This window comes from Brevinematales bacterium (assembly GCA_026415355.1).
Lineage (GTDB): Bacteria > Spirochaetota > Brevinematia > DTOW01 > DTOW01 > SKYB106.
On the sequence record JAOAHF010000011.1, the window covers coordinates 1 to 24,395 of the forward strand.

20 protein-coding genes are annotated in these 24,395 nt (G+C 32.1%); 6 read left to right on the forward strand and 14 right to left on the reverse strand.

What is annotated here, in order from left to right:
• The 6 genes from N2712_05235 to N2712_05260 form a co-directional block, all read right to left on the reverse strand.
• A partial coding sequence (locus tag N2712_05235) for a type III pantothenate kinase (protein ID MCX8029384.1) occupies nucleotides 1–250 on the reverse strand: 250 nt, incomplete at its 3' end.
• Nucleotides 247–1,188, reverse strand: coding sequence for an ATP phosphoribosyltransferase regulatory subunit (locus N2712_05240; protein MCX8029385.1), 942 nt, complete (start codon nucleotides 1,186–1,188; stop codon nucleotides 247–249). The genes N2712_05240 and N2712_05235, both read right to left, overlap by 4 nt.
• Complete coding sequence (gene pheT, locus N2712_05245) at nucleotides 1,188–3,593, reverse strand: phenylalanine--tRNA ligase subunit beta (GenBank protein ID MCX8029386.1); 2,406 nt, start codon at nucleotides 3,591–3,593, stop codon at nucleotides 1,188–1,190. Before pheT ends, N2712_05240 begins: the two co-directional genes overlap by 1 nt.
• A 9-nt stretch (nucleotides 3,594–3,602) precedes the next feature.
• Nucleotides 3,603–5,264, reverse strand: coding sequence for a GldG family protein (locus N2712_05250; GenBank protein ID MCX8029387.1), 1,662 nt, complete (start codon nucleotides 5,262–5,264; stop codon nucleotides 3,603–3,605).
• 111 nt (nucleotides 5,265–5,375) lie between these two features.
• Nucleotides 5,376–7,055, reverse strand: coding sequence for an LTA synthase family protein (locus N2712_05255; protein ID MCX8029388.1), 1,680 nt, complete (start codon nucleotides 7,053–7,055; stop codon nucleotides 5,376–5,378).
• Nucleotides 7,056–7,478: 423 nt separating this feature from the next.
• A complete protein-coding gene (locus tag N2712_05260; protein MCX8029389.1) occupies nucleotides 7,479–7,625 on the reverse strand; it encodes a hypothetical protein in 147 nt (48 codons plus the stop codon).
• 476 nt (nucleotides 7,626–8,101) lie between these two features.
• Here N2712_05260 and N2712_05265 point away from each other — a divergent pair, with 476 nt between their 5' ends.
• Nucleotides 8,102–9,298 carry an N-acetylmuramoyl-L-alanine amidase gene (locus N2712_05265; protein ID MCX8029390.1) on the forward strand — a complete coding sequence of 399 codons (1,197 nt, stop codon included), beginning with the start codon at nucleotides 8,102–8,104 and terminating at the stop codon, nucleotides 9,296–9,298.
• Between the two features lie 162 nt (nucleotides 9,299–9,460).
• Nucleotides 9,461–10,828, forward strand: coding sequence for a deoxyribodipyrimidine photo-lyase (locus tag N2712_05270; protein MCX8029391.1), 1,368 nt, complete (start codon nucleotides 9,461–9,463; stop codon nucleotides 10,826–10,828).
• On the opposite strand, the gene N2712_05275 is transcribed toward N2712_05270, so the two are convergent.
• The 3 genes from N2712_05275 to N2712_05285 all read right to left on the reverse strand — a co-directional run bounded on the left by N2712_05275 (nucleotide 10,823) and on the right by N2712_05285 (nucleotide 13,632).
• Nucleotides 10,823–12,238, reverse strand: a complete 1,416-nt coding sequence (locus N2712_05275) for a hypothetical protein (protein MCX8029392.1) — start codon at nucleotides 12,236–12,238, stop codon at nucleotides 10,823–10,825. The genes N2712_05270 and N2712_05275 overlap by 6 nt on opposite strands.
• A gap of 149 nt (nucleotides 12,239–12,387) precedes the next feature.
• Nucleotides 12,388–12,696, reverse strand: coding sequence for a ribosomal-processing cysteine protease Prp (locus N2712_05280; GenBank protein ID MCX8029393.1), 309 nt, complete (start codon nucleotides 12,694–12,696; stop codon nucleotides 12,388–12,390).
• 129 nt (nucleotides 12,697–12,825) lie between these two features.
• Entirely contained in the window at nucleotides 12,826–13,632 is an 807-nt protein-coding gene (locus N2712_05285; protein ID MCX8029394.1) for a helical backbone metal receptor, read from the reverse strand.
• 133 nt (nucleotides 13,633–13,765) lie between these two features.
• On the opposite strand from N2712_05285, the gene N2712_05290 reads away from it, so the two are divergent.
• Complete coding sequence (locus N2712_05290) at nucleotides 13,766–13,999, forward strand: glutathione S-transferase N-terminal domain-containing protein (GenBank protein ID MCX8029395.1); 234 nt, start codon at nucleotides 13,766–13,768, stop codon at nucleotides 13,997–13,999.
• A gap of 22 nt (nucleotides 14,000–14,021) precedes the next feature.
• Here N2712_05290 and N2712_05295 read toward each other — a convergent pair whose 3' ends face one another.
• From N2712_05295 to accD, 5 genes are all read right to left on the reverse strand, one after another.
• Nucleotides 14,022–14,783, reverse strand: coding sequence for a TatD family hydrolase (locus N2712_05295; protein ID MCX8029396.1), 762 nt, complete (start codon nucleotides 14,781–14,783; stop codon nucleotides 14,022–14,024).
• Between the two features lie 28 nt (nucleotides 14,784–14,811).
• Complete coding sequence (topA, locus tag N2712_05300; protein MCX8029397.1) at nucleotides 14,812–16,506, reverse strand: type I DNA topoisomerase; 1,695 nt, start codon at nucleotides 16,504–16,506, stop codon at nucleotides 14,812–14,814.
• Nucleotides 16,507–16,517: 11 nt separating this feature from the next.
• A complete protein-coding gene (gene serA, locus N2712_05305; GenBank protein ID MCX8029398.1) occupies nucleotides 16,518–18,116 on the reverse strand; it encodes a phosphoglycerate dehydrogenase in 1,599 nt (532 codons plus the stop codon).
• A 305-nt stretch (nucleotides 18,117–18,421) separates the two neighbouring features.
• Nucleotides 18,422–19,525 carry a sn-glycerol-3-phosphate ABC transporter ATP-binding protein UgpC gene (ugpC, locus tag N2712_05310; GenBank protein MCX8029399.1) on the reverse strand — a complete coding sequence of 368 codons (1,104 nt, stop codon included), beginning with the start codon at nucleotides 19,523–19,525 and terminating at the stop codon, nucleotides 18,422–18,424.
• Nucleotides 19,526–19,543: 18 nt separating this feature from the next.
• Nucleotides 19,544–20,341 (reverse strand): acetyl-CoA carboxylase, carboxyltransferase subunit beta, encoded by a 798-nt coding sequence (accD, locus tag N2712_05315; GenBank protein ID MCX8029400.1) that lies wholly within the window; start codon nucleotides 20,339–20,341, stop codon nucleotides 19,544–19,546.
• 220 nt (nucleotides 20,342–20,561) lie between these two features.
• Between accD and icd the strand changes: the two genes are divergently transcribed.
• From icd to cydB, 3 genes are all read left to right on the forward strand, one after another.
• Entirely contained in the window at nucleotides 20,562–21,758 is a 1,197-nt protein-coding gene (icd, locus tag N2712_05320) for an isocitrate dehydrogenase (NADP(+)) (protein ID MCX8029401.1), read from the forward strand.
• A 221-nt stretch (nucleotides 21,759–21,979) separates the two neighbouring features.
• A complete protein-coding gene (locus tag N2712_05325; GenBank protein MCX8029402.1) occupies nucleotides 21,980–23,320 on the forward strand; it encodes a cytochrome ubiquinol oxidase subunit I in 1,341 nt (446 codons plus the stop codon).
• Nucleotides 23,307–24,323, forward strand: coding sequence for a cytochrome d ubiquinol oxidase subunit II (gene cydB, locus N2712_05330; GenBank protein ID MCX8029403.1), 1,017 nt, complete (start codon nucleotides 23,307–23,309; stop codon nucleotides 24,321–24,323). Before N2712_05325 ends, cydB begins: the two co-directional genes overlap by 14 nt.
• The last annotated feature ends 72 nt before the right edge of the window (nucleotides 24,324–24,395 follow it).

The following is a 24,395-nucleotide window of genomic DNA, read 5'->3' on the forward strand; positions in this document are numbered from 1 at the left end:
ATAAGAGACAGTATCTATACTGTATGTCAACTTCTGGTACAACACTCGATATAACTATACTCGATATGTCGGTTTTATCAACCTCAAAGTAGTTAAGCACTGTATGTAAACTTAAAGATACCTCATCTATAGTAGTGAAATGATTTGTAGTTATTCTAAAGTGTTTGAAATTGAAGTCTTCTTTATTACAAGAAGATATACCTAAGACTACATTTGTATTTCCAATGTCTATACATAGAATCTTTTTCATAGTACATCGATAGCAAATCCCATAGCTGTTTGATTGTATCCAAATTTTTCTGTTAGTTTATCGTATCTACCACCTGTTGCTACACTGTCAGGAAGATTTAAAGAATAAACCTTGAAAAAAATCCCACTATAATAATTCATGTCCGGTACTAGTGTTGGATCAAAAATCACATTTTCGTTTCCAAACACATCGTATAGATCGTTTGTCTCCTCAATTAGTTTTTCATCAATTTCTACAAGATGGGTAATATTGCGGATGTTATCACTACTGCCCTCGAGTGTCATAAAGACTAGCCCTTGTATAATATCATAAGTTTTGTTATCAACGATGTGTCTTACAGATGGCAAATCCTTGTTTGAGAGTAAGTACTTTAATATCTCTTTATCATCTTCGTCAACCTTAGCTAGAAGTTTTTCTAGAATTGTTGATAAGTTAAAAACTACTTTGTAATTTCCAATTCCTAATCTGAAATTTATTTTATCTAGGATATCTTTGAGTACTATAAGTATCTCTTTAAAATCTTTTTGATTACCACCTATCACTTCAACACCAAATTGCTTAACCTGCCTTGGATACCATTCAAAAACTGGTTCTCTGAATACATCAGAATAGTAGAAAAGCTTAACAGGTAACTCAAGTTTCTTTATCCTTGGAGCCAAAAATCTTACAATCTGTATAGTAGTATCATATCTAGGCACAATAAAGTCTCCATTGTCTTTGAAAACAAACAGTTCACGAGTATCACTTCCTAAAACTTTCTCATATACTTCAAAGAAGTCAAATGTTGGTGTACTAACCTCTTTGAAACCTTTCTTTATAACAACTCGATATATTTCATCTAGCAACTCTTTCCTATTTTCGTATTCAAAAGCAAATCCTCTTGGGGCACCTACTAGGTCTTTCTTAGATAAAAAAACATTCTTTAGGAATTGTTTCATTAAACACCCCTTACCACAAAACCTAATTTCTCTTGAATATCTCTAATTATTGACATAAAAACACTTTTTATTTCCGCTTCACTTCCGACTTTATTTATCCATTGCAGTTTTATTAGTATATTAACACTCTTCATACCTTCAGGTATATTTCCACCTTCGTATACATCAACTATTCTAACATCAACAACACCTAAATTTTTGTCATTAGTATCATAATTTCTTACAAACTCAACTAAGTCTCTGGTATAGTAGTTTTTGGGAACAATAACAGATATATTTTTTGTTGAGAATGGTAATCTGTTTATCTCAGAGTAATTAATATTCTTTCCTAAGTATTTTTCAACCCTAGTGAGAGAAAACTCACATACAAAAGCATCATCGACTTCTAGTTTTTGTGTTATCTCTGGGTGAACTTTGCCTATGTATCCAATTTCTTCTCCTTCAACAACTAATTTACCTGAAACATAATTATGTAAAAACGTATAACTACTATTTACTATATCAAACCTAACTCCAAGAAAAGCGAAAAGTCTATCTACAATATCCTTGAGATCGTAGTATGAGAATTTAACATTTCCAGCCCAATTGTCGTACTTATTTCCATGTAGAGCGATACATATATTTTTTTCTTCTACAAACTTGTCACTTTCACTTTTGAAAACTTTACCTATTTCAAACAATGATAGATTCTTGTAACCATTGTTTATATTTCTTTTAATTGTCTTTAATAAGTTAATAAGTAGAAATGGCTTAATTATATTATCTTCTTCAATCATAGGATTTGAGATAGTTATAACATTACTGAAAGGTATTTTATAAGTTGCAAGATCTTTCTCGGAAATGAAAGAGAAGTTCATAACTTCAGTCAAACCTTGTGATACAAGATTATTTCTAATGATTTCTTCGTATTTTAGTTCATTGCTAGGTAACCCAGGGTTTTTTTCAATCCTAGGAAGAGTTGAAGGTATGTTATCATATCCATATATTCTTGCTACTTCTTCAATTATGTCCTCTTCTATCGATATGTCTTTTCTAAAAGCCGGTATTCTAATGGTTAATTCATCACCTTTTGACTGAACTTCAAATCCTAAAAATGATAGAATAGTTTTTATTCTATCTTCTGGTATGTTGTAACCTATCCTTGAGTTGATCGTTGAGAATGTCGTTCTTATAACAGTCTCTTTTAATGAGTTCGATTTTGATAACTTTACATCTGTGAGTTGAGAAACTTTATTCGCATTTATTATATGCGTAGCCATATTTATTGCTAGTTCTGTTGTGTAGAAACCTATATCTCTTGAAAACCTATTTGACGATTCTGTTGATATTTTGACTTCTCTAACTGTTTTCCTTATTGTATTATAATCGAAATATGCACTTTCTAAGAGTACATTTGTAGTTGTATCACTCACAGCAGTTTCTTCACCACCTATGACCCCTGCTATTGCTACAGGATTCTCCTCGTCAGCTATTATAAGGGTATTCCTAGGCAACGAAACTTCGGCACCATTCAAAGTTAATATTTTTTCTCCTTCTTTTGAACCTCTTACCACTATTTTGCCACCTTTAAGTTTATCGTAGTCAAAAGCATGCATAGGTTGTCCTATTGCTATCATTATGTAATTAGTTGCATCAACAACATTGTTTATTGACCTTTGTCCGCTTAGTAGAAGTCTAACTTTAATCAGATCATCGCTTGGTTTTATTTTAACATCTCTTAGTATTCTAGAAACATACCTAAAGCATCTATCGTCCCCTATCTGTATATCAGGTTTGAATTGATCTTCATTAAATCTGAATGTTGGCAATGGACGTAAAGGAATTTCATATATCGCAGAAAGCTCTCTTGCTATACCTAGTACTGATAGAACATCAGCTCTGTTTGAAGGAACTTTAATTGAAAGAACATATTCCTCTTTCATAAACGGTGGTAAGATATTTGAAATTAAATCAGATCCTACTTGCCAATTACTTTCTATTTTCCATACGGTATCACTTTTATCTTCTAGCCCCAATTCTTCGAGCGATAAAAGCATCCCATACGAGTTTATACCTTCAAATTCAACAACATCTACCAGTTGTTTATCTCTTTCCAGAATAGTACCAGGATAACAATAAACAATTTTATCACCCTTTTTGACTGATGTATCAGAAGTTACAACAATTTTGTTATCATTATTTGATATATTTATATTGCAGACTATTATATTGGGTTTAGTAGGGTGCGGAGATATCTCTTCTATCAAGCCTATAACAACATTCCCATCATATAATTTCTTGGTATCGATGTTTTCAACTTCTATTCCTATTTTAGTTAGTTTTTCTGATACTACTTCTACACTATCTTCCTGAAGTATTCTTTCAATATCAATAAAATCGTTAAGCCAGCTGAAGGGGAATTTCATACATCCTCCTCAATTTACATTTCTACTCCTTATAAACCAGACTAATATTCCTGGAACAACAACAAGGAGAGGTACAACTATAAGACTCAAAACTAATACCAAATTAGCATCAGCTGATGAAGGTATAACAACAGGTTCTTGTTTAATAGATTTGGGTTTAATACCAAGCATCCCACCTTCTCTAGAGGACCATTCGATAATATTTAGAGCAAGTTCTAGGTTTCCTGACATACTTTCTATGAAATAGTCTGATAGAAAATCAATGTCACCTATTATAACCATTTTAGAAGTTTTTGATTTATCGTTTTCAACAACCTTCTCGATAGCATAACCTAGTATAATAGGAGGCTTTATGTCTTTCTCATCAGAAGAAGCAGTAAAGTTTTTACCACTTTCAGGTATAGATACCTCACCCCAACTATCCTCAGAAGAAGACATGATATCGTAATACCTATATCCTAGTTGACCTTCTATATTTTCTAATCTTCCTATTGCCATAGCTGTAACTAGCTGAATTGGTAATCCCTTGCGCCTTATATCTGATGTTATTGGGCTATAGTGTATGTAAGGAATTATGTAAAATAATCTTCCAACGTAGGGATTAAATCTTTCTTGATCGAAGACTACATTGTTTTTCACATAAAAACCTAATTTTGTTAGTAAGTAGTTTATTGAAAAAGTTTTATCGTACACCTCGCTACCTATAATTGGTTCAAGTAGTATAACAATACTACCTCCATTAGTGAAGTATGCATACAATTTATCTTGTACCTCGATAGGTATTATTCTTCTTGGACCTAGTATAACGATACTACCTGCATCACTTGGAATATCTTTGGTTGTAGAAAGATTTAGTTCCTTTAATGTAAAGTTTGCTTTTTCTAAGTATGAACGCCACGTCTTGAAGGTATATTCAGAATCTCCACCAGGTGCATCATTCAAGATTCTATGTTCTCCATTACCAACCAAAAAGTATATTGTTCTCGAGGATCCAATTACATCAAGTATTGCTGAAGTAACTTCTTCTTCAACTTTTATACCTACTGCCCTGGGACCATAACTAGTTTGTTGGTATTCAATTAGAGACGTTCCCCTTATATACTTTTTGTTAGCACCAGACTCAACCACTATTATTATACTCTCACCTTGAGGTAATTCATATCTTTTCGCAGTTATTGGATCTTTGATAGGATCAACCGAAATGAAACTTATCTTTTCAGAGTTTTTAGAATATTCTTCCAGAATTTTCTCAAGTTCCGTTGCTTCTCCTCGTCTCGCGAAAAGCGTTATCTTGACATTGGAATTGAGAGATTTTATAACTTCCATCGAATATGGTGATAATGAATACAACTGCTCAGAAGTAAGATCAAATTTCAAAGACCTGTTAGACGATATGATATACAAAACAATGAGTATACCTAACACCAACCCAATGATTGCTATATCTTCAATACCTCTAAATATCTTGCCACTTTTGATATCTTCAAATATCCTAGTACCAGCCCAAACTATCCAAACCAGATTGATCAAAAGTATGACCAGAAGTAGTATAACTCCCAAAGAGAAACCAAAAAAACTTAAAAGGCTAATGAAAACTATAAAAAGCACCAAGAAAACTACAACACCTAATCTGTAGTTTTCTCTAAGAAAATCAATAATTCTCTTAATCATAATACTCATCTAAAATTATAACATAATCATTACATCTATTCCAAACTAAGACAAATGATATAAATATAAAATATCAAATAAAGATAAAACCAAAAGTGATAATGTTCAAGCTTACCTAGCAATATTAAAATTAAGTCCTTTTTTTATCTTATCTTTACTCACATACTCTCCCAAATAAAATATCTCGTCTTTTTCATGGTTTAAGATATTTTCACCCTTGGATCTAATTCTAGCTCTTATTCCAGATAAGTGTATTGTTGTTAAAGAAATATCAATCTGAGACATAGGAGTCAGAATTGCTAGTTTTTTATCACCTATTATAAACAAAGGTACAATTTCTATAACTTTACCATTAACATAGGAAACTGATCTCTTGTAGTACTGACTATCTCGAACTGAAGAATGGTGATCTCCAAATATTACAATAAGAGTATTAGGAATAGTTTTTATAACAAAAGTTACGAAGTTAGATAAAACTTTATCAACGTAGTTAATAGAATTAAAGTATGCTCTTGTTATCGATTCGTTAATGTCGTTGAATATCTGATTTGTATAGTATTTGTCAACTAAGTTAAAAGGCCCATGACTTGACATCGTAATAACATAAACAAAGAAGTTAGTGTTTTTTAGTTTTAGCAGAGTATTTTTTAAGTACTCAAAAACATCTTCATCACTAGCACCCCATCCTTTTTCTAAGAGTTTCATCTCACTAATATCAAAAAATTTGTCGAAACCCATCATTTTATAAGCATCTTCTCTGCCGAAAAACGTACTTCTGTTATTGTGAAAAGCATAAGTTATATACCCATTTGCCTTGAATGCTTTCGCTATTGAATTATCGAATATTTTCCAATATCTCATTGATGGAATGTCTTTAAGAGGATGTAATGAATTTATGACTGCAAACTCAGCGTCTGAGGTATATCCAGCAAAGTGATAGGACACTACGATTGGAGCAAAAATTGAGTTTGTACTCAGCCATCTTAAATATGGAGTAACTGGTTTTCCCTTGTAATTTGTGAATATAACGGAGCTATCTAAACTCTCAATCTGAATGATTATTACATTCTTTTTAGTCCTATCCCCAGCAAATTCAAAAATCTTTCCATACTTAATTGTTTTATTCGCTATTCCTGGATTTACAATGTAAAAAACGTCTAGAAAATTTACAAAAATTGTACCGTATCTGGATATCAACTTTTGTTCTTCTCTCAAGGAAAGGCCTTCAGATACAAGCTTCGAGATTATGTTGATAATACCTTCTTTTCTTATTACAAATATCACCTCCGAAATAAAGAGTAACAATATAAGACTTATGAAAACTTTTTTCATAAAAGGTTTGAGCAAAAGTTCTCTAATTGATGGATAGTTTAACAATAACAGTAAAAAAAACGGTAAATCTATTAAAACAATAAGAATTCTTGAAATCCAACCAACAGAGTTAAGCGCAGATAAGAATGATATACCTTCATTAACGTTTGTAAAATTAGTATCGAGATGAAATAGAAAGTTTAGTATGTGAAAATAATTGTCAAAATATAAAAAGTATATTACATTGAGAAGAAGCCAAAAGTTCTCTATCAAGAAAACCAAAATGAATATAATCCTTCTCCTTAGAAAAAGAAAATAAAGGACATAACCTGTGATAATCAAAGATATAGGTTTCAAGAAGTGTATAGAAATAGAAATATTTGATAGAAAAACTACAAATTTTACACTTCTTGCTATCAAGAAAGCCAAAAGCAAGAATATTGGTATAAATTTCTTGTTAGGCTTTAAGTCTAATTTCATTCAGAGTTTGATTATGAAGGTTTTTTTATTCAGTTTCTAGAATAAAACTTCTGAGATTTTTTCAAGAGTTTAGTATTTTTTGTAGAAGATCATTCTGAACACCTCATTTCCATAACTCATCCAAGCAATCTTCAAATCTTCATCTCCGAGTATACCTAACCTATCTAGAAGGTAGAAGAACATAAAAGATCCCGAACATTTCACACTTCAACTGTTCTCTCAAACTACCTCCTACTATCAGCCCCATATTCAATTCTACAACCAAAAATAAAATTAACTTCACTACATTCCCAAAAATCTCTGACCATCACACTTTTTATCACCAAACCTTTCTTCATACTCCTGGAACTCTGCTCTACCTTCATCTACCCTTGTAAATCTCAACCATACTTTTACAAGGCTATAAATTAGTAACCAGAACTATTAGTTGTAGACGAGCTTTATCACTAGACTAACCCTATAAATACCTTTCCATATCCTCACTCCTCTATACTCAAAATCTAATATCTCCTTGTGTAAATCTCCCCCTGTCTCATCTTCTACACTAACATTCCCCACCTTAACCCTCATCAGGCACCTTATCCAATTCACAGAATATCTCAACAAAACTTAATTCTCTCTCATCAACAGAAAGTTTGTCCCCTATAACTTCTCTCACCTTACCAAAAATCTCAGAATACCATGCTCACATATTCTCATAACTTCGCAAGAGTACCTTCGCCAATGTAAAAAATTCGATATACAAGTATACTCATACTACTCTCTAACAATCTTCATATCAATTTCGGCTAAATCCCCCATCACATACCCATTATCACTATCAAAACACCTCACCATAACCTTCTCTACAATCTCAACATCCAACTCTTCTAACACTCTCTTTACAAACTCATCTTCTCTTCCTTCATGCTGCTGAAAAGATTTTCTAGATATCCCAAACTACCAAAAAATGATTAGAAAAGTATCTATTCTTAGCAAACTCTACCAAAGACTTCCGTAAACTGAAGTTTGTTATCGATATTACTATATGTTTAGAATTTTACTGTATGCTAGAAAAAATAAAAATAGTATCTCTAACAGTTTTTGTATTGATTTGCGTTAGTATAACAAACTCAAATGCAGAAATTATTTTTAACTTCACAAATGGCATAATAGACATATTTTCTTTCACTGAAACCTTAAACGGTAAACTTAAGTATGATCCATACAAAGCAAAGATAACGATATCTTTCAGTACAAATACTCTTGAGTTCTTTGAAGACAGAGAGTTTTATATACTAAATTCAAACACAATCCTACCAATCATAGGAGGACTTGTAAGGACTAATTTTAACTACTATTTACCAATAGGTGTAGTTGATAGCATAATATCTCTACTTAAGATAGAATGTAAATTCGTTAACATTGATATTTCACTAAAAAACCCAAACAACTCAAATAATTTTGGCTCATCTGAAGAAAAACCAAAAGATGCTGAAACTCAACTTAAACTAAATCCGAAAGTAACCTATGAAAATGCACAATCAGACTTTACACCTATAAGATTTGTAGTCATAGACGCAGGACATGGCGGAAAAGATCCAGGAGCAGTACACAATGGATTTAGAGAAAAAGATATCAACCTAATATATGCAAGAGAAATAGCATCAAAACTCGCTAGAATATTATCATCTAAAGGAATTAACGTTGTACTAACAAGAAATGAAGACGCATATTTAACACTAGAACAAAGAGCAAAAATTACAAGTGACCTTATGAAACAAACTCAAGGCTATGGAATATTTATAAGCATACACCAAAATGCTTCACCTATAAAGACAAAAAAGGGGCCTGAAATATATTATGTAAGCGATAAGGCAGTTGATGATGATACTAGAGCAGTATTGGCCTTCGAGAACTCTTTCATACCAAAAGATGAAATCAAAAAAGTAGGAGAACTTGAAAAGATAATAAGCAAAATAAGAAGTGTAGCTCTCATGGAAGAAAGCAGAATATTGAGTGAAACTATCTCATCATCAATGATAAATCTCAAACCTATCGTAAAAGGTGCACCATTTTATGTAATAAAATATATACCAGTGCCATCGATATTAGTTGAAGTAGGCTATATATCTAATCCTGAAGAAGTAAAAACTATAACTTCAAAAGATTATATATCTTCATTTACTGATATGATTTCAAACGGTATTAATAAATTTATACAAGAATATAATTCCACAAAGGGCTTTACAACACCAAGATAATATTAAAATTACTGAAAACAAAATTAATTAAAACTTACAAACTCAGACCATAATTCTCTATTCACAAGCTTACATTATCAAAGCTTGATTTATAACTCTTCTAAAATTCAGTATAAAATTGAAATAATAAAGCAATACAATACATAGAAATATAGATTGAAGATGGAGAACATGATTGATAAAAGACTCAAAAAACTAAACAGCTACCCTATATCTCCTGAAGGGAAATATGTATTATATTGCATGGAAGCAAGTCAAAGGATAAGTTATAACTACGCATTACTTTTTACAATAGAAAAGTCAAATGAGCTTAGAAAACCACTCGTTGTTATTTTCAACATAACAGACCAATATAAGCACTCTAACGCAAGATACTACAAGTTTATGTTAGAAGGCATAATAGAACTAAAAAGGGACTTTGAAACACTTGGTATTAAGTTTCAAGTAAGGAAAGGCGATTATGTATCAGGTTGTATTGAATTTGGCAAAGATTCATGCCTAGTAGTACTTGACAGAAACTACCTAGCAACACAGAGAAAATGGAGATACGAAGTAGCAAATAAGTTAGATACACTAGTTGTCGAAGTTGACAACGATGTAGTAGTCCCTGTCGAATTAGTTTCTAACAAAGAGGAACCTTACGCTTACCTAATAAGAAACAAGATCTACCCTATCATGGAAAACTTTATACACGAATTCAAATTACCAGATCAAAAAGTAAAATCAAGTCAATTTGACTTAGGAGAAGAATTTTTCTTTAGTGATGTTAATATCTTTTTGAACAATCTAAATATTGATAAAACAGTTAGTACAGTTAACACATTCAGAGGTGGATACAACGAAGCAGTCAAATTGTTGGATGAATTTATATTTAATAAACTATCAATGTACAAAGAATATAGAAGTGATCCTACAAAGAACTATCAATCTAACTTAAGTCCTTACCTTCACTTTGGTAACATATCGCCAGTAGAGATAATACATAAAATTCTCAAAAACTACCCCTTCGAGGACGAAAACGTACAATCATTCATCAATGAACTTGTGGTATGGAGAGAACTTGCCAGAAATTTTGTTTACTACAATATTAATTACAACAAATACGAAGGTATACCTGAATGGGCTAAGAAAACTCTAGAAGAACACAAAGGAGACAAAAGAGAATTTCTATATACACTACAGGACTTTGAAAACGCAAAAACACACGACATATATTGGAATTCCGCTCAAAAAGAACTCCTAAAAACAGGTAAAATGCACAACTATATGAGAATGTACTGGGCTAAAAAGATCTTGGAATGGACAAAAGATCCAAAAGAAGCATTCGATATATCATGCTACCTAAACGATAAATATGAACTGGATGGTAGAGATCCAAATGGATATACTGGTATATCATGGTGTTTTGGTAGTTTTGATAGACCCTTTGGAGAAAGAAAGGTAATAGGTAAAATAAGGTATATGAGCACAAAAGGATTAGAAAATAAGTTTGACATAAAAAAGTATGTAGAAAAATATAAAAATCTATGATATACCAACATCAATCATAACGTACTTTATTTTTGAGAAAATTTCTTTTTTAACATTAATACCTTGTTCATTTTCAGTCCACCTTCTACCTGCAACAAACAAATACTTTATATCACCAAAACTATCAATAACAGGAAATACAATTATCTCAAAAAGTTCATCTTTTAGCCTACTACCAAGTTCATACAACTCTTTTATATCTCCTTTTATCGAAACAGCTTTACCCTTAGACAAAAATTTTTCCCATATTTTGTCTGAAAAGTATATAACAAAATCTTCTGTTTCAAACCCTTCCGAAGCAACCTGAACAAAACCATCTTCAGTTTTACGCATAAACATAACCTTGGTTATTTTCAAACTATCCTTTATGTATGTAAATATTTCACTTACAGTAGCAATTGCTTTTTCCGTTATATAGCCATGAAAAGGAACTATGTCAGATTCTATAGGCTCATACTTATATCTACTATCCTCAAGTGCAAAATCCTGTTTATCACTAATAGCATACTCACTACTCGAATAATTACTTAAATTACTCATGCTTTCAAAACTTTTATCTACCTCAGACAAAACAGATTCTCTAACATCTTCATATATTTTTATGTTTCTATCACTAACTAAACTAATCAAAACCCAAACCGTTACAAATAAAGCAAATATTATTGATAAGACTATAATTGCAACGTTAAGTATGTCAAATCCCATGCTGTATCTGAAAAAGAGTAACTTGAGATTATAATTCTTTAAATTTTCAGATATTATGGAATTCTTGACAAGTAAGGATGAATTTTCTTTTACTGACTCCTCTGAGAGTTTTTCAGGAGCATTAACAACAATAAGATCCTGAATAAACTTGAGATTTTTGATTTCAAAATAAGGTTGCTCAAAAAAATCCTTATACCAACCTATTGCCAAATATCCTATCGATACCCCTCTTTGATCATAGATCTTAGTTATTGAATATACTACATCAAAACTCCCAAAAAATACAAAATCATTCTTCAAAAGGTACTTCTGCGCAAGTCTAAATTCATTAAAGTCTTTATCAAAATAGTCAGAAGAAACTAAAAAATTCCCATTGTTATCAATTAGAACTACTTTGTAGGCATTTTTTATACTGCTTCTCAACCTTGAAAGATAATTAATAAAATCTCTTCTATTTCCTTCTATCTGCATCTGGAAGAATATAAGTCTTACACTAGGATCTCTTGCTACTGACTCAGTTATTGATTTACAACTTGAGAGCCTATTACTAAAATTTCTAACTATATCTGAAGAAACAGACTTCAACTTTGATTCAACCCTATACTTAAATATACCTGTATTTGTCAGAGCCATATAAACAATAATCCCAACTATAATATATGAAACAATAAGAAAAACTATCTTGTATGCATTTTCTTTTACCATGATTCTTCAAACTAATTATACAATTCCGCAAGATAGTCTTTCTACAATCAAAAGCATATTCAATACAACTAAACAACAAAAATTTAATATTTAACTTACTCAAACCTACTAAAAATAAAACATAATTAGTAGAAAAATTTTGAATTTATTTACCTAACAAAAACCTCTATTCGTAGAGAGTTAGGATAACTCTTATCAACCTTCCTTAAGTACTCAAGGAAGGAATTTACTATAACTTCATCTCCTTTTTTGGAATCAAACTCAATCCTACCCCTTCCCGAAGAAAGAGAAAAAGTACCTTCCCTCTTCAGGTTATTAAACAAGTGAACTATCAAAAATTGAAAAACTCCTGATATACCAGCACAAACAATATCTTCTCCTTTTTTACCATACCCTGAATGACCTTCCATTTCTATCAAAATTCTACTATCAGATATAACTACTACCACATTTATCATAAAAACTATTATAAATCAGGAACAAAATCTCTTAAAAAATCTAAAAACCCTTCCCTCAAAACTAAAGTACTTATAAAAATCAACCTTGAAACTTCCTATCAAAACAACATAGGTTTAAGATCCTACTCCTCATTTAAATCTTTCATATATTTTCAATATTAAATTAGTAATTCTCAAAGATGGACTTAAATCCATAGGATCAAGAGTTATTATCTTAGATTTTAATCCCAAACTAACAATTTCATTGCTAATTGACTCATTATTCTCACCAACAGCAATCAAAATCACATCCGGAGATAACTTAAGCACAGTTTCAACATTTATTGTTAACGTCTGATATTGATAAGAAAACTTATCTGTCAAGTTTATACCACCAATCTTCCTTATAACATCAGCAACTAAACTATTCGAACTAGCAGTATATATAAGAGGATAAGAATACAAAACCAAAAAACTCTTTCCCTTGACAACATTACTAACCTTAAACATAAGATTAGTAACATAATTTCTAACCTCATATATACTTCTCACCTTTCTACTTCCAACTAAATTAGCAAGCTTATCCATATTCTCAAGCAAACTATCAAACCTAGGGTAATCCATAACAAATACTCTAATCCCTCTTTTCAGCAAATTTTGATAATTTTCAATAGTTCCCATTTTAAGCATAAAAACTATATCAGGCTTAAGCTTTATTATACCTTCAAAATCAGGATCATATATCCCACCAACCTTCATCCTATTTAAATTACAATACCTTGTTACACCCACTATCTTATCTTCAACTCCTAAAAACACTAAAGTTTCAGTAATACTAGGAGCAAGAGAAATTATCCTAGCGTAATTCCTCCTCTCAAAAACATTCCCCATATCATCCACTACGTTACCATAACAAACTAAGTTAAAAAAAACCAAAACCACTACAAACACAAACATAACCACAATTATAAATAATTAAACCAAACTAATTGAACTAAAAAACTAACCTATCTGAAATGACAACTTGACTTTGATGAATAATTTTATTATACTATATACGAGTATAAGGTATATTAGATGGAGGGTAACTATGTATGTAAAAGTATATTCCACACCAAGTTGTCCATATTGTAATATGCTCAAAAATTACCTAAGGTCTAAAGGTATAAGTTTTACAGATTACGATGTATCTAGAGATGAAAACAAGGCTATGGAGATGGTTAGAATATCTGGGCAAATGGGAGTACCCGTAGTAGTTATAAATGGTAAAGTAATAGTAGGTTTTAACAAACCTCTGATTGATAAATTGCTAAATTTATCATAAAAACTTGGGGGTAGAAAATATTCTACCCTCTTATAAACCTATTCCAATTCTCTAAAATTACTGTCTGGAGTTTATCAATAGGTATTCCTAACAAATTTGATGCAAATTCATAAGTGTATTTTATTAGATAGGGATAATTTTTTTGCCCTCTGAATGGTGTTGGTGCCAGAAATGGAGAATCCGTCTCGAAAAACACCATATCAAGTGGAACATACTTGGCCGAAGACTGTATATCAAGTGCATTTTTGAAAGTCAAGTTACCGGCAAATGATATGTAATATCCTATATCTAGAAACTTCTTTGCTATCTCTGGTGTTCCAGTAAAACAGTGTATTATACCCCTAACAGAAGGAAACTTCTTGAGTACACTGTATGTATCGTTGTAGGCATCTCTGGAATGTATTATAACAGGTTTTTTGTATTTCTCAGCTAAAATCATCTGAAGTTCAAAAAGCTTCAATTGATCATCTTTTGGTTTATACATTCTATAATATTCTAGACCAATCTCGCCTATAGCAAATATATTGCGAGACTTCAAGACGTTCTCCAAATCCTCTATCATTTTGTCCGTAGGCGTATACTCAGGATACCACCCGCAGGCAACTTTTAAATTTTTTCTCGACAAGTACTCAAAAATCTCCAAATTTTCCAAAAACTCATCTACAGATGTATAAATGTTTATACCACCAATTACTCCCTTTGATATAGATTCATCTATTGCATCTCTTTGCTTCTGTAATGTATTTTCTAGCATATTTAGATGAAAGTGGGTATCTACATACATTACGCCCTCCTTATAACAGTTTTACAAGTTATTCCAAATTGAATGGTACTTTAGCTTGTTTAACCATACTTATCAATATTTTTTTCCAATCTTTTTCTTCTCCACTTTCTATTTTATCAAGAAGTGATTCCATATATGCCGTAAGTTTTAGATCAACAACTGTTGGAAAGTTTGATTTTAGAAATTCAAAAACAGCAAACCCTAATTCTGTAGGTACTAAAGACTTATTCTGTTTTATAACGTACTTTCTCTGTAGTAGAGTGGATACAATCATAGCATAAGTTGAGGGTCTTCCTATACCTTCCTCTTCTAGTTTTTTTATTAAAGTTGCTTCAGTATATCTAGGTGGAGGTTGTGTTTTTTTTCTCAAACCTTTTAACTGAATAACATTTAATACCTCCCCTTCCTCAAGTTGCGGAAAAAAAACATCTTCTGGTACACTGTGCGGATAGAAGTTCATAAAATTCTTTTTAACAATACTTTTTGAAACACCAAAGAAGTTGTATCTACCTTCACTCGATAATATCTCAAAAACAGAAACAACAGCATCCATAAGTTGACTTGCTAAAAATCTTCTCCAGATAAGATCATAGAGTTTATAATGGTCCTCTGGTATCTTACCCTTTACTGATGCAGGAACCCTATAAACATCTGTTGGTCTTATACACTCATGAGCTGATTGCCAATTTACAGACTCATAAATTCTTGGTCTAGGCGGTAAATATTCTTCACCTATTCTTTCTCTTACAAATTTTCTAGTTTGTTCTAAAGCATATTCAGATATTTTAACTGAATCAGTTCTCATATATGTTATAAGTCCTACATATTCTCCATCTACATTCATTCCTTCATACAAATCCTGTGCTATCTTCATCGTTTTAGAAGGTGTAAAACCTAATTTTGCTGAAGCATCCTGTTGTAGAGTACTAGTCTTAAAAGGCGGTAAAGGTTTTATAATGTCATTGTATCTCTTCATTGACATAATCACAAGTCTATCTTTCTTAAAACTACTTTTTATCTCTTCAAACTTTTCATCATCTATTCGATTTGACGTCGAAAATCTTATTTCTTTACCATCATTTAATTCACTGATGAGCTTAAGTTGGAATATTTTGTTTTCTTTTTGGCACTCAACAATTACTTCATAGTAATTGATAGGCACGAAATTTCTTATTTCAATTTCCCTTTCACAAACAATTCTAAGAGCAGGTGATTGAACCCTACCTGCAGAAAAGGATGAACCGCTGAAATTCTTCCTAAGATGCTTATAAAGTATAGGAGATATAACGTAACCAACTATTCTATCTAGCAATCTTCTTGCTTTTTGAGCATTTACTAGGTTCATATCGATATCTCTAGGCATCTTGATTGAATTAAGTATTGAATCTTTCGTAACTTCCGTAAACTCTACTCTCTTTATGTTTCCATTATATTTAGATAGTACTTCTTTCATATGAAATGATATCATCTCTCCTTCTCTGTCTTTATCAGACGCCAATAAAACCAAATCACAGTTTCTTGCAATTTTTATTATGTTACCTACTATCTTTTTCTTACCTGGTAGGAAAACATATTTTGGCTCCAGCTTTGCAGGATCAATTCCCATTTCTTCTTTAGGAAGGTCCTTTATATGTCCCATCGTTGCAACTACTGTATAATCCCTACCAAGGTATGACTTTATAGTCTTTGCTTTTGAAGGAGATTCAACTATGAAAAGTCTCATCAAAAACTATTTTAAAGAGTTATTCTCTTAACTTCAATTATATCAGGATGCGATGATATTTTTTCAATTACTTCTTTCGGTGGATCAGAATCGAGAGTTATTATAGTAAGAGCCTTATCACCTCGCTTTGCTCTAGTAACTTTCATTTCACCTATATTAACTCCCGCATCCCCAAGTACCATTCCAAGGAAACCTATAACACCGGGTTTGTCATAGTTTTTGAGTATAATCATATTTTCAGTGGGGTTCAACTCTAGATAGTAGTTGTCAATTCTAACAATTTTAGCATCATTATTTGGATAGACAGTATACCATATCTCTATTTTTTTGGTCTTACCTACAAGATTAACTTTTATAAGGTTAGAAAAAACTGAAAATGACTCATCTTCTTTTGTTTCAAGTAATTTTATACCATTCGATTCGAGATACAGTAAAGAATTTACAAAATTAACAGTATCATCACCTACAATTTTCTCCATAAATCCTTTTGCAACAGCTCTAGTTACTATCTGAACAGGATCTTCAACAATATGCCCTGAATAAGAAACTACTAATTGTAGTACTCCACCATCAGATAACTGAGATATTATTTTACCTACAGTTTCACCCATATCAATGAATGCTTTAAGTTCCTTGTACTTCTGTAGACTTATAGATGGCATATTAACAGCATTTATTATAACTTCATCTTTGAAAAACTTAACAATAGATTCTGCTATTTCGATGGATACATTTTCTTGAGCTTCCTCAGTTGAAGCACCTAAATGTGGAACAACTATACAATTCTTTGCCCCGATTAAAGGATTGTTTACTGGCGGCTCAACGGAATAAACATCAATTGCAGCACCGGCAATTCTACCAGAATTTAAAGCATCTGCTAAATCTTGTTCATTTATTATACCACCTCTAGCACAGTTTATTATTCTAACTGATGGTTTCATCATCTCTATCTCTTTCTTAGTAACCATATTTCTAGTTTGGTCTGATAAAGGCACATGGAATGTTATAAAATCTGACTCCCTATATATCTCTTCAAGGGAAGTAAGTTTAATACCAAGTTGTAAAGCTCTTTCCTCAGTCACAAAAGGATCATAAGCCAAAACCTCCATCCCTAAAGCTAAACATCGTTTAGCAACTTCTGTTCCAATTTTACCCAATCCTATTATACCTATTTTTTTTCTATAAAGTTCAACTCCCCTAAAAGACTTCCTATCCCAACCACCGTTAACTGTCGATATATGAGCAAAGGGTATTTTTCTAGCAATTGAAAACAGCATAGCAATAGTATGTTCTGCAGTTGATATAACATTACCAGTAGGAGAATTCATAACTATGATACCCTTTTGAGTAGCATAGTTAACATCAATAGTATCGAGACCAACACCTGCCCTAGCAATTATTTTTAATTTCTTACCAGCATCTATAACTTCTCTATCAACTTTAGTAGAACTCCTCACTATAAGGACATCATATTCAGGTATTTTAGAAATCAGCTCTTCTTTTGAAGTTTTTTCGTTTACTGTAACTACTATATTTTCATAGTATGACAAAATGTCAAGCCCTGCCTTTGAAAAACCATCTGCACACAAAACCTTTACTTTACCTGCCATAACCTCTCTCCTACAATTTTCATTGTTTAGGTTAAATGTAAAATGAAGTTTTTTTCAACTAACCTAACTTCACAAAATAAAACTTGCCTACCAAAATAGAAACATAATTACCAAAACAACCAAAAAACAATAAACTATCTGAAAAAAGCCAAGTCTTTAGGATTAACTAACATTTTAAAGCATCAAGATCATTACGGAAACATAGAGACTACCATTCAAAAAATTATCAGAAAATAACATAAAATAAAAGTTACCATAAAAAGCCCCAGCAACTGTTAATGCTGGGGTAGAAATCAATGCAAAAATTAATTCAAGACATATTCTGTTTCAGAATCAAAGAGTATAAGTTTCTCAAGATCAACTACAACTTCTCTTCTTTCTCCTAACTTTACATGTATAAATGGATCAAATCTTGCTATGAATGGATGTTTCTCAGTAGCAAAATACACGTATTGTTCAGCTCCAAGTATTTCAGTTATTTCAACATTTGCTGATATAACATTTTCGTTAACACTTCCTGTATAACTACCTCTGTCGTAAATAAACTCAGGCCTTATACCCATAATTACCTTTCTACCAACATAATCTCCTATACTCTTATACTTACCTTTTGGTAGCAATATTCTAAACGATCCTTCATCTATATAGTAATTATCACCTGACTGCTCAACTGTAACCTCCATAAAGTTCATTGGAGGACTACCTATGAAACCCGCAACAAACTTGTTGTTTGGTGAGGAATAAACTTCTAGAGGAGTACCTACTTGCTGTATTTTACCGTCCTTCATAACCACTATTCTAGTACCCAAAGTCATTGCTTCAACTTGATCGTGAGTAACATAAACTGTTGTTACTCCAAGCCTTGCGTGAAGTTTACTTATCTCAGCCCTCATCTGAACCCTAAGTTTAGCATCAAGGTTCGAAAGAGGTTCATCAAATAAGAACACCTTAGGTTTTCTAACTATAGCTCTACCCAATGCTACTCTTTGTCTTTGTCCACCAGAAAGTTGTTTTGGTTTTCTGTCAAGTAATGCTTGAAGTCCTAGTATCTCTGCTGCTTCTTTAACTCTTTTGTCAATTTCTTCCTGAGGGACCTTTCTTAACTTAAGACCAAATGCCATGTTTTTGTAAACTGTCATGTGTGGATACAAAGCATAATTTTGAAACACCATAGCAATATCTCTATCTTTAGGTGGAATATTATTCACAAGGACATTATCAATCCACAACTCTCCTTCTGATATATCTTCAAGACCTGCTATCATTCTCAGGGTAGTAGTTTTACCGCAACCGGAAGGTCCTACAATTACTACAAATTCTCCATCCCCTATTTCAAGATTAAAATCATCAACTGCTCTATAGCCATTATCATATACTTTTGAAACATGCTTAAGGATAACCTTAGCCATACTATACCCTCCTATTATTTATCCTCTATTGTAAAAGATAGAAATCAATTTGTAAAGAATATTTTTAAGATCTCTTCTATGAGACACTATATCAACAAATCCATGCTCTTTCACGAATTCTGCTCTTTGAAACCCTTCAGGCAGTTTTTCCTTTATGGTTTGTTCTATAACTCTAGGCCCAGCAAATCCAATAAGTGCTTTAGGTTCAGAAATTATAATATCCCCTAACATAGCAAAACTTGCTGTTACTCCACCTGTTGTAGGATCTGTAAGAACAGAAATATAAAAACCTCCTTTTTCTTTATACTCCCTAATCGCTGATGATGTTTTGGCCATCTGCATAAGAGAAAGTATTCCTTCATGCATCCTAGCACCACCGGATGCAGATACTATTACCAAGGGTAATTTTTGCTTCGTAGCATACTCTACAGCCCTAGTTATTTTTTCACCTACTACACTACCCATACTACCACCTAAAAATTCAAAATCCATCACAGCAATTTCAGTTTTGATACCATATATCTCGCAGTAACCTGTTATAACTGCTTCATTCAAATTCTTTTCTTCCATAGTCTTCCTTAACTTATCTCTATACTTTTCCTTACCATCAAAGAAATCAAGAGGATCAGAAGAAATAATATCCTCAAACTGTTCCTTAAAACTATCCTTATCACACAGTATTTCTATTCTCCTTCTAGCACCTATTCTAAAATGATAATCACAGCTTATACAAACATTCAGATTTTCCTCAAAATCCGATTTATACATCATTGCCCCACACTCGGGACACTTTATCCACAAATTCTTCTCTTCCATACGTTATGATTATCAATTACCAAAAAACTTATTTTCAAATACTAATCCCCAAAATTCTAATTCTCATTGTGTTTCATCAATACTAACTAACCCACTAAAATCATATAATCCCTCGTAAAAATTATCAACTCATTTAGTCTTTTAATTTGAAAAACAAAGTACCAATACAAATAAAATTTGATACAACTAGAAAGTTAAACAACTCAGAGAGGAAAGGAAAATGAAAATATCAATAATAGAAGGTAAAATATCGGTACCAGATGATGTTGATATACCTTATATAGAAGGAGATGGCGTTGGATCTGATATATTTAGAGCATCAATACCTGTATGGAATGAAGCAGTAAAAAAAGTATATAATGGTAAAAGAAAGGTAAACTGGATAGAAGTAGTAGCTGGTGAAAAAGCATACCAAAAGTATGGTGAATATCTACCAAAAGAGACTCTCAATACTCTTAAAGAATACGTAATTTCAATAAAAGGACCTTTAACAACACCTATAGGTGGTGGACATAGATCACTAAACGTAACAATCAGACAAGAGTTAGATCTATTCGCAGTAGTTAGACCCATTAGATATTTTGAAGGGCTCGAAACACCTGTTAAACATCCAGAAAGAGTTAATATGGTAATATTTAGAGAAGCAACAGAAGATCTCTATGCAGGAATAGAGTGGAACAAAGATTCAGAAGAAGCCAAAAAGATTAAAGAGTTTCTCAAGAAGGAGTTCGGAATTACAATCAGAGATGATGCTGGAATAGGAATAAAACCCATATCTGAATTCGGAACCAAAAGACTTATGAGATCCGCAATCGAATACGCTCTAAAGAATAAAATGGACAAAATAACAATAATGCACAAGGGAAATATAATGAAATATACAGAAGGCGCTTTTAGAGAATGGTGTTATGAAGTAGCCAAAAATGAATATAGCAACTATACTATAACTGAAGATGATATAATAAAGGGAGTAGAAAAAGAAAACAAAATAGTCATAAACGACATAATTGCTGACAATATGTTCCAACAGGTTTTAACAAAACCTGAACACTACAAGTTAATTGTAGCACCTAATATAAATGGAGATTATATTTCAGATGCACTCGCAGCACAAGTAGGTGGACTAGGTATGGCACCTGGCGGCAATATCGGAAACCCTTATGCTGTTTTTGAACCAACACATGGATCTGCTCCCAAATACGCAGGACAAGATAAAGTTAACCCTTCATCACTAATACTCTCTGGATGTCTTATGTTTGAATACATGGGATGGAAAGAAGTATCAGATACCATAATAAACGCCATAAAAAAGGTCATACAAAATAAAACGGTTACCTATGACTTAGCCAGAGAAATAAAAGATGCTAAAGAAGTCAAATGCTCAGAGTTTGGGGAACTAATAATAAAAAATCTCTAATCCTTTAAGCTAAAAATTGCCTAATCTCTCTCAAAATAAATCCATCTTAAACTCTTAAGTTCTGCACTATAGCAATATAAAAAGCAAATCAATCTATAACTTTTCTATCACGACAACAAAGTACAAGACAAAATTATATACCTAAGAAAAACTTCAAAAATAAGACATTGAAAAACTAGTCTTGCATAAAACATAATAGAGACATACAGAAGGAGGTATATATGGATGCACTAACACTATCAAGATGGCAATTCGCAGTAACAGGTTCTATGCACTTCATATTTCCATCATTTACTATAGGATTATCTCTACTGATATTCATATTCTTTTTGATTTACATGATAAAAAAAGATGATCTTTACAGAAGAATTGGGAATTTTCTTGTAAAAATATTTGCTGTAGGTTTTGCTGTCGGAGTTGCTACTGGAATTGTAATGGAATTACAGTTTGGTGCTAATTGGTCTGTATTTGCAGAAAAATCAGGTAGTATATTTGGAGGACCATTAGCTATGGAAGCAATATTTGCTTTTTTCTTAGAATCTACATTTCTCTCCATATTAGTATTCGGCGAGAAGAAAATATCACCTTCTGTTAGGACATTATCATCATTTCTAGTATTTATAGGTACCCTAATATCAGCTTTCTGGATAATGACAGCAAACAACTGGATGCAGATTCCTACAGGCTATAAAATAGAAAATGGTAAAATAATACTAACGGATTTCTGGGCTATATCATTCAACACTCCAAACTTCATAAGATTCGCACATACAGTATTGTCAACATTTATAACAGGTTCACTTCTAGTTATGGCAATTAGTGCTTACAAGATTCTTAAAGGTATTCAAAAGGAAGCTTTCTCAAAATCATTTAAAGTCTCGATGATTGTATTCACAATTTCAGCTATTACACAAATATTATTTGGCACCTTAAGTGGAGAATACGTTGCAAAACACCAACCTCTTAAACTAGCAATTATGGAAGCACAATGGGAAACACAAAGATTTGCCACTGAACCTATCATTGCTGCAATCGATCAAGAAAACATGACAAATGTGTTTGTTTTAGGAATACCGGGGCTACTATCATTTTTAGCATATAGAGACGTAAACGCAGAGGTAAAAGGAATAAAAGACTTAATAGTTGAATATAAACTACACAAATCAGAACTACCTAACATACCTTTAGTGTTTTGGAGTTTTAGAATAATGGTTGGATTAGGATTCTTATTTGCTATTGTAGGAATATTATCAGTACTACTATATTACTCAAATAGACTAGAAAACGTTAGATGGTTTTTAAGACTTCTACCGTTTATGATACCTTTACCAATAATCTCAAGTTGGACTGGATGGATAGTAGCAGAAGTTGGTAGACAACCTTGGACAATATACGGAATACTTAAAACTAGAGAAGCAGTTTCACCAATAACAACTCCAGAAGTAGCTTTTACACTATTCACATTTGTTGGTATTTACCTAGTTTTACTAGCGTTGTGGATATTTATTACAGTAAAAATAGTAAAGAAAGGTATAGAGGAGGTACACTATGGGGCTCATTGAGATTTGGTTTTTTGTCCTTGGTATATTTTTAATAGTATATGTAATACTTGATGGATTTGATCTAGGTGGAGCAATAGCTTCTTTATTTTTGTCAAAAAATGATAATGAAAGAAGAATAATACTTAATGCAATAGGTAGAGTATGGGATGGAAATGAAGTGTGGCTATTATCATTCGGTGTATTTCTATTTGGCATGTTTCCTATGGCTTACGCAAGATTTTTTAGTGCCGCATACATACCTGTCATGTTACTAGCTTTTTCCCTCATACTTAGAGCAGTTGCATTCGAGTTCAGAAGTCAAGTTGAATCGAATATATGGAGAAAAACTTGGGATTGGATACTAGGCATATCCAGCACCCTAATAGCAGTAATATTATCAGTAGCAGGAGCAAACATACTAAAGGGTGTTAGTATGACAGAGGAGCCATTCAGACTACATTTATTCGACGCACTAAATCCATTTGCTTTGCTAAGTGCCATAACAACACTATCTTTTCTAATACTTCATTCTCTAGCATATCTATCAAATAAAACAGAAGGAGAACTATACAATAAGGTTATAAAACTATCCAAAGTATTCTGGATTTCCTCTTTAGTACTACTACTGGTATGGATAGTGTTTAGCTCAATTTTTGAAAAACAAGTTTTTTACAACTTTATTAAATATCCTCTATTCACAATAGCACCAATTATAGTAGTACTAAGCTTCTTACTAGTAATGTTTTTCATAAACAAAGGGAGTACAAAGAAAATATTCATATTCTCATCCGCCACACTAGCTAGTATTATACTTTCCTTTGGCTTCGCAATGTATCCAAACTTAATCAAATCCTCAATTGACGAAAAATACAATATAACTATATATAAAGCAGCTTCAGGTGAACTAACCCTTACAATAGGTTTAGTTATAGCACTAATAGGCATTGCACTTGTCGCACTTTATCAATCTTATGTTTACAAAGTTTTTGCTGGGAAAATAAAAATCGAAGATATACACTATTAAGGTTACAAAAGGGGATAGAAATAAATCCCCCCGTACCTCATAAAACATAAACATCCAAGTTTACTAACAAAA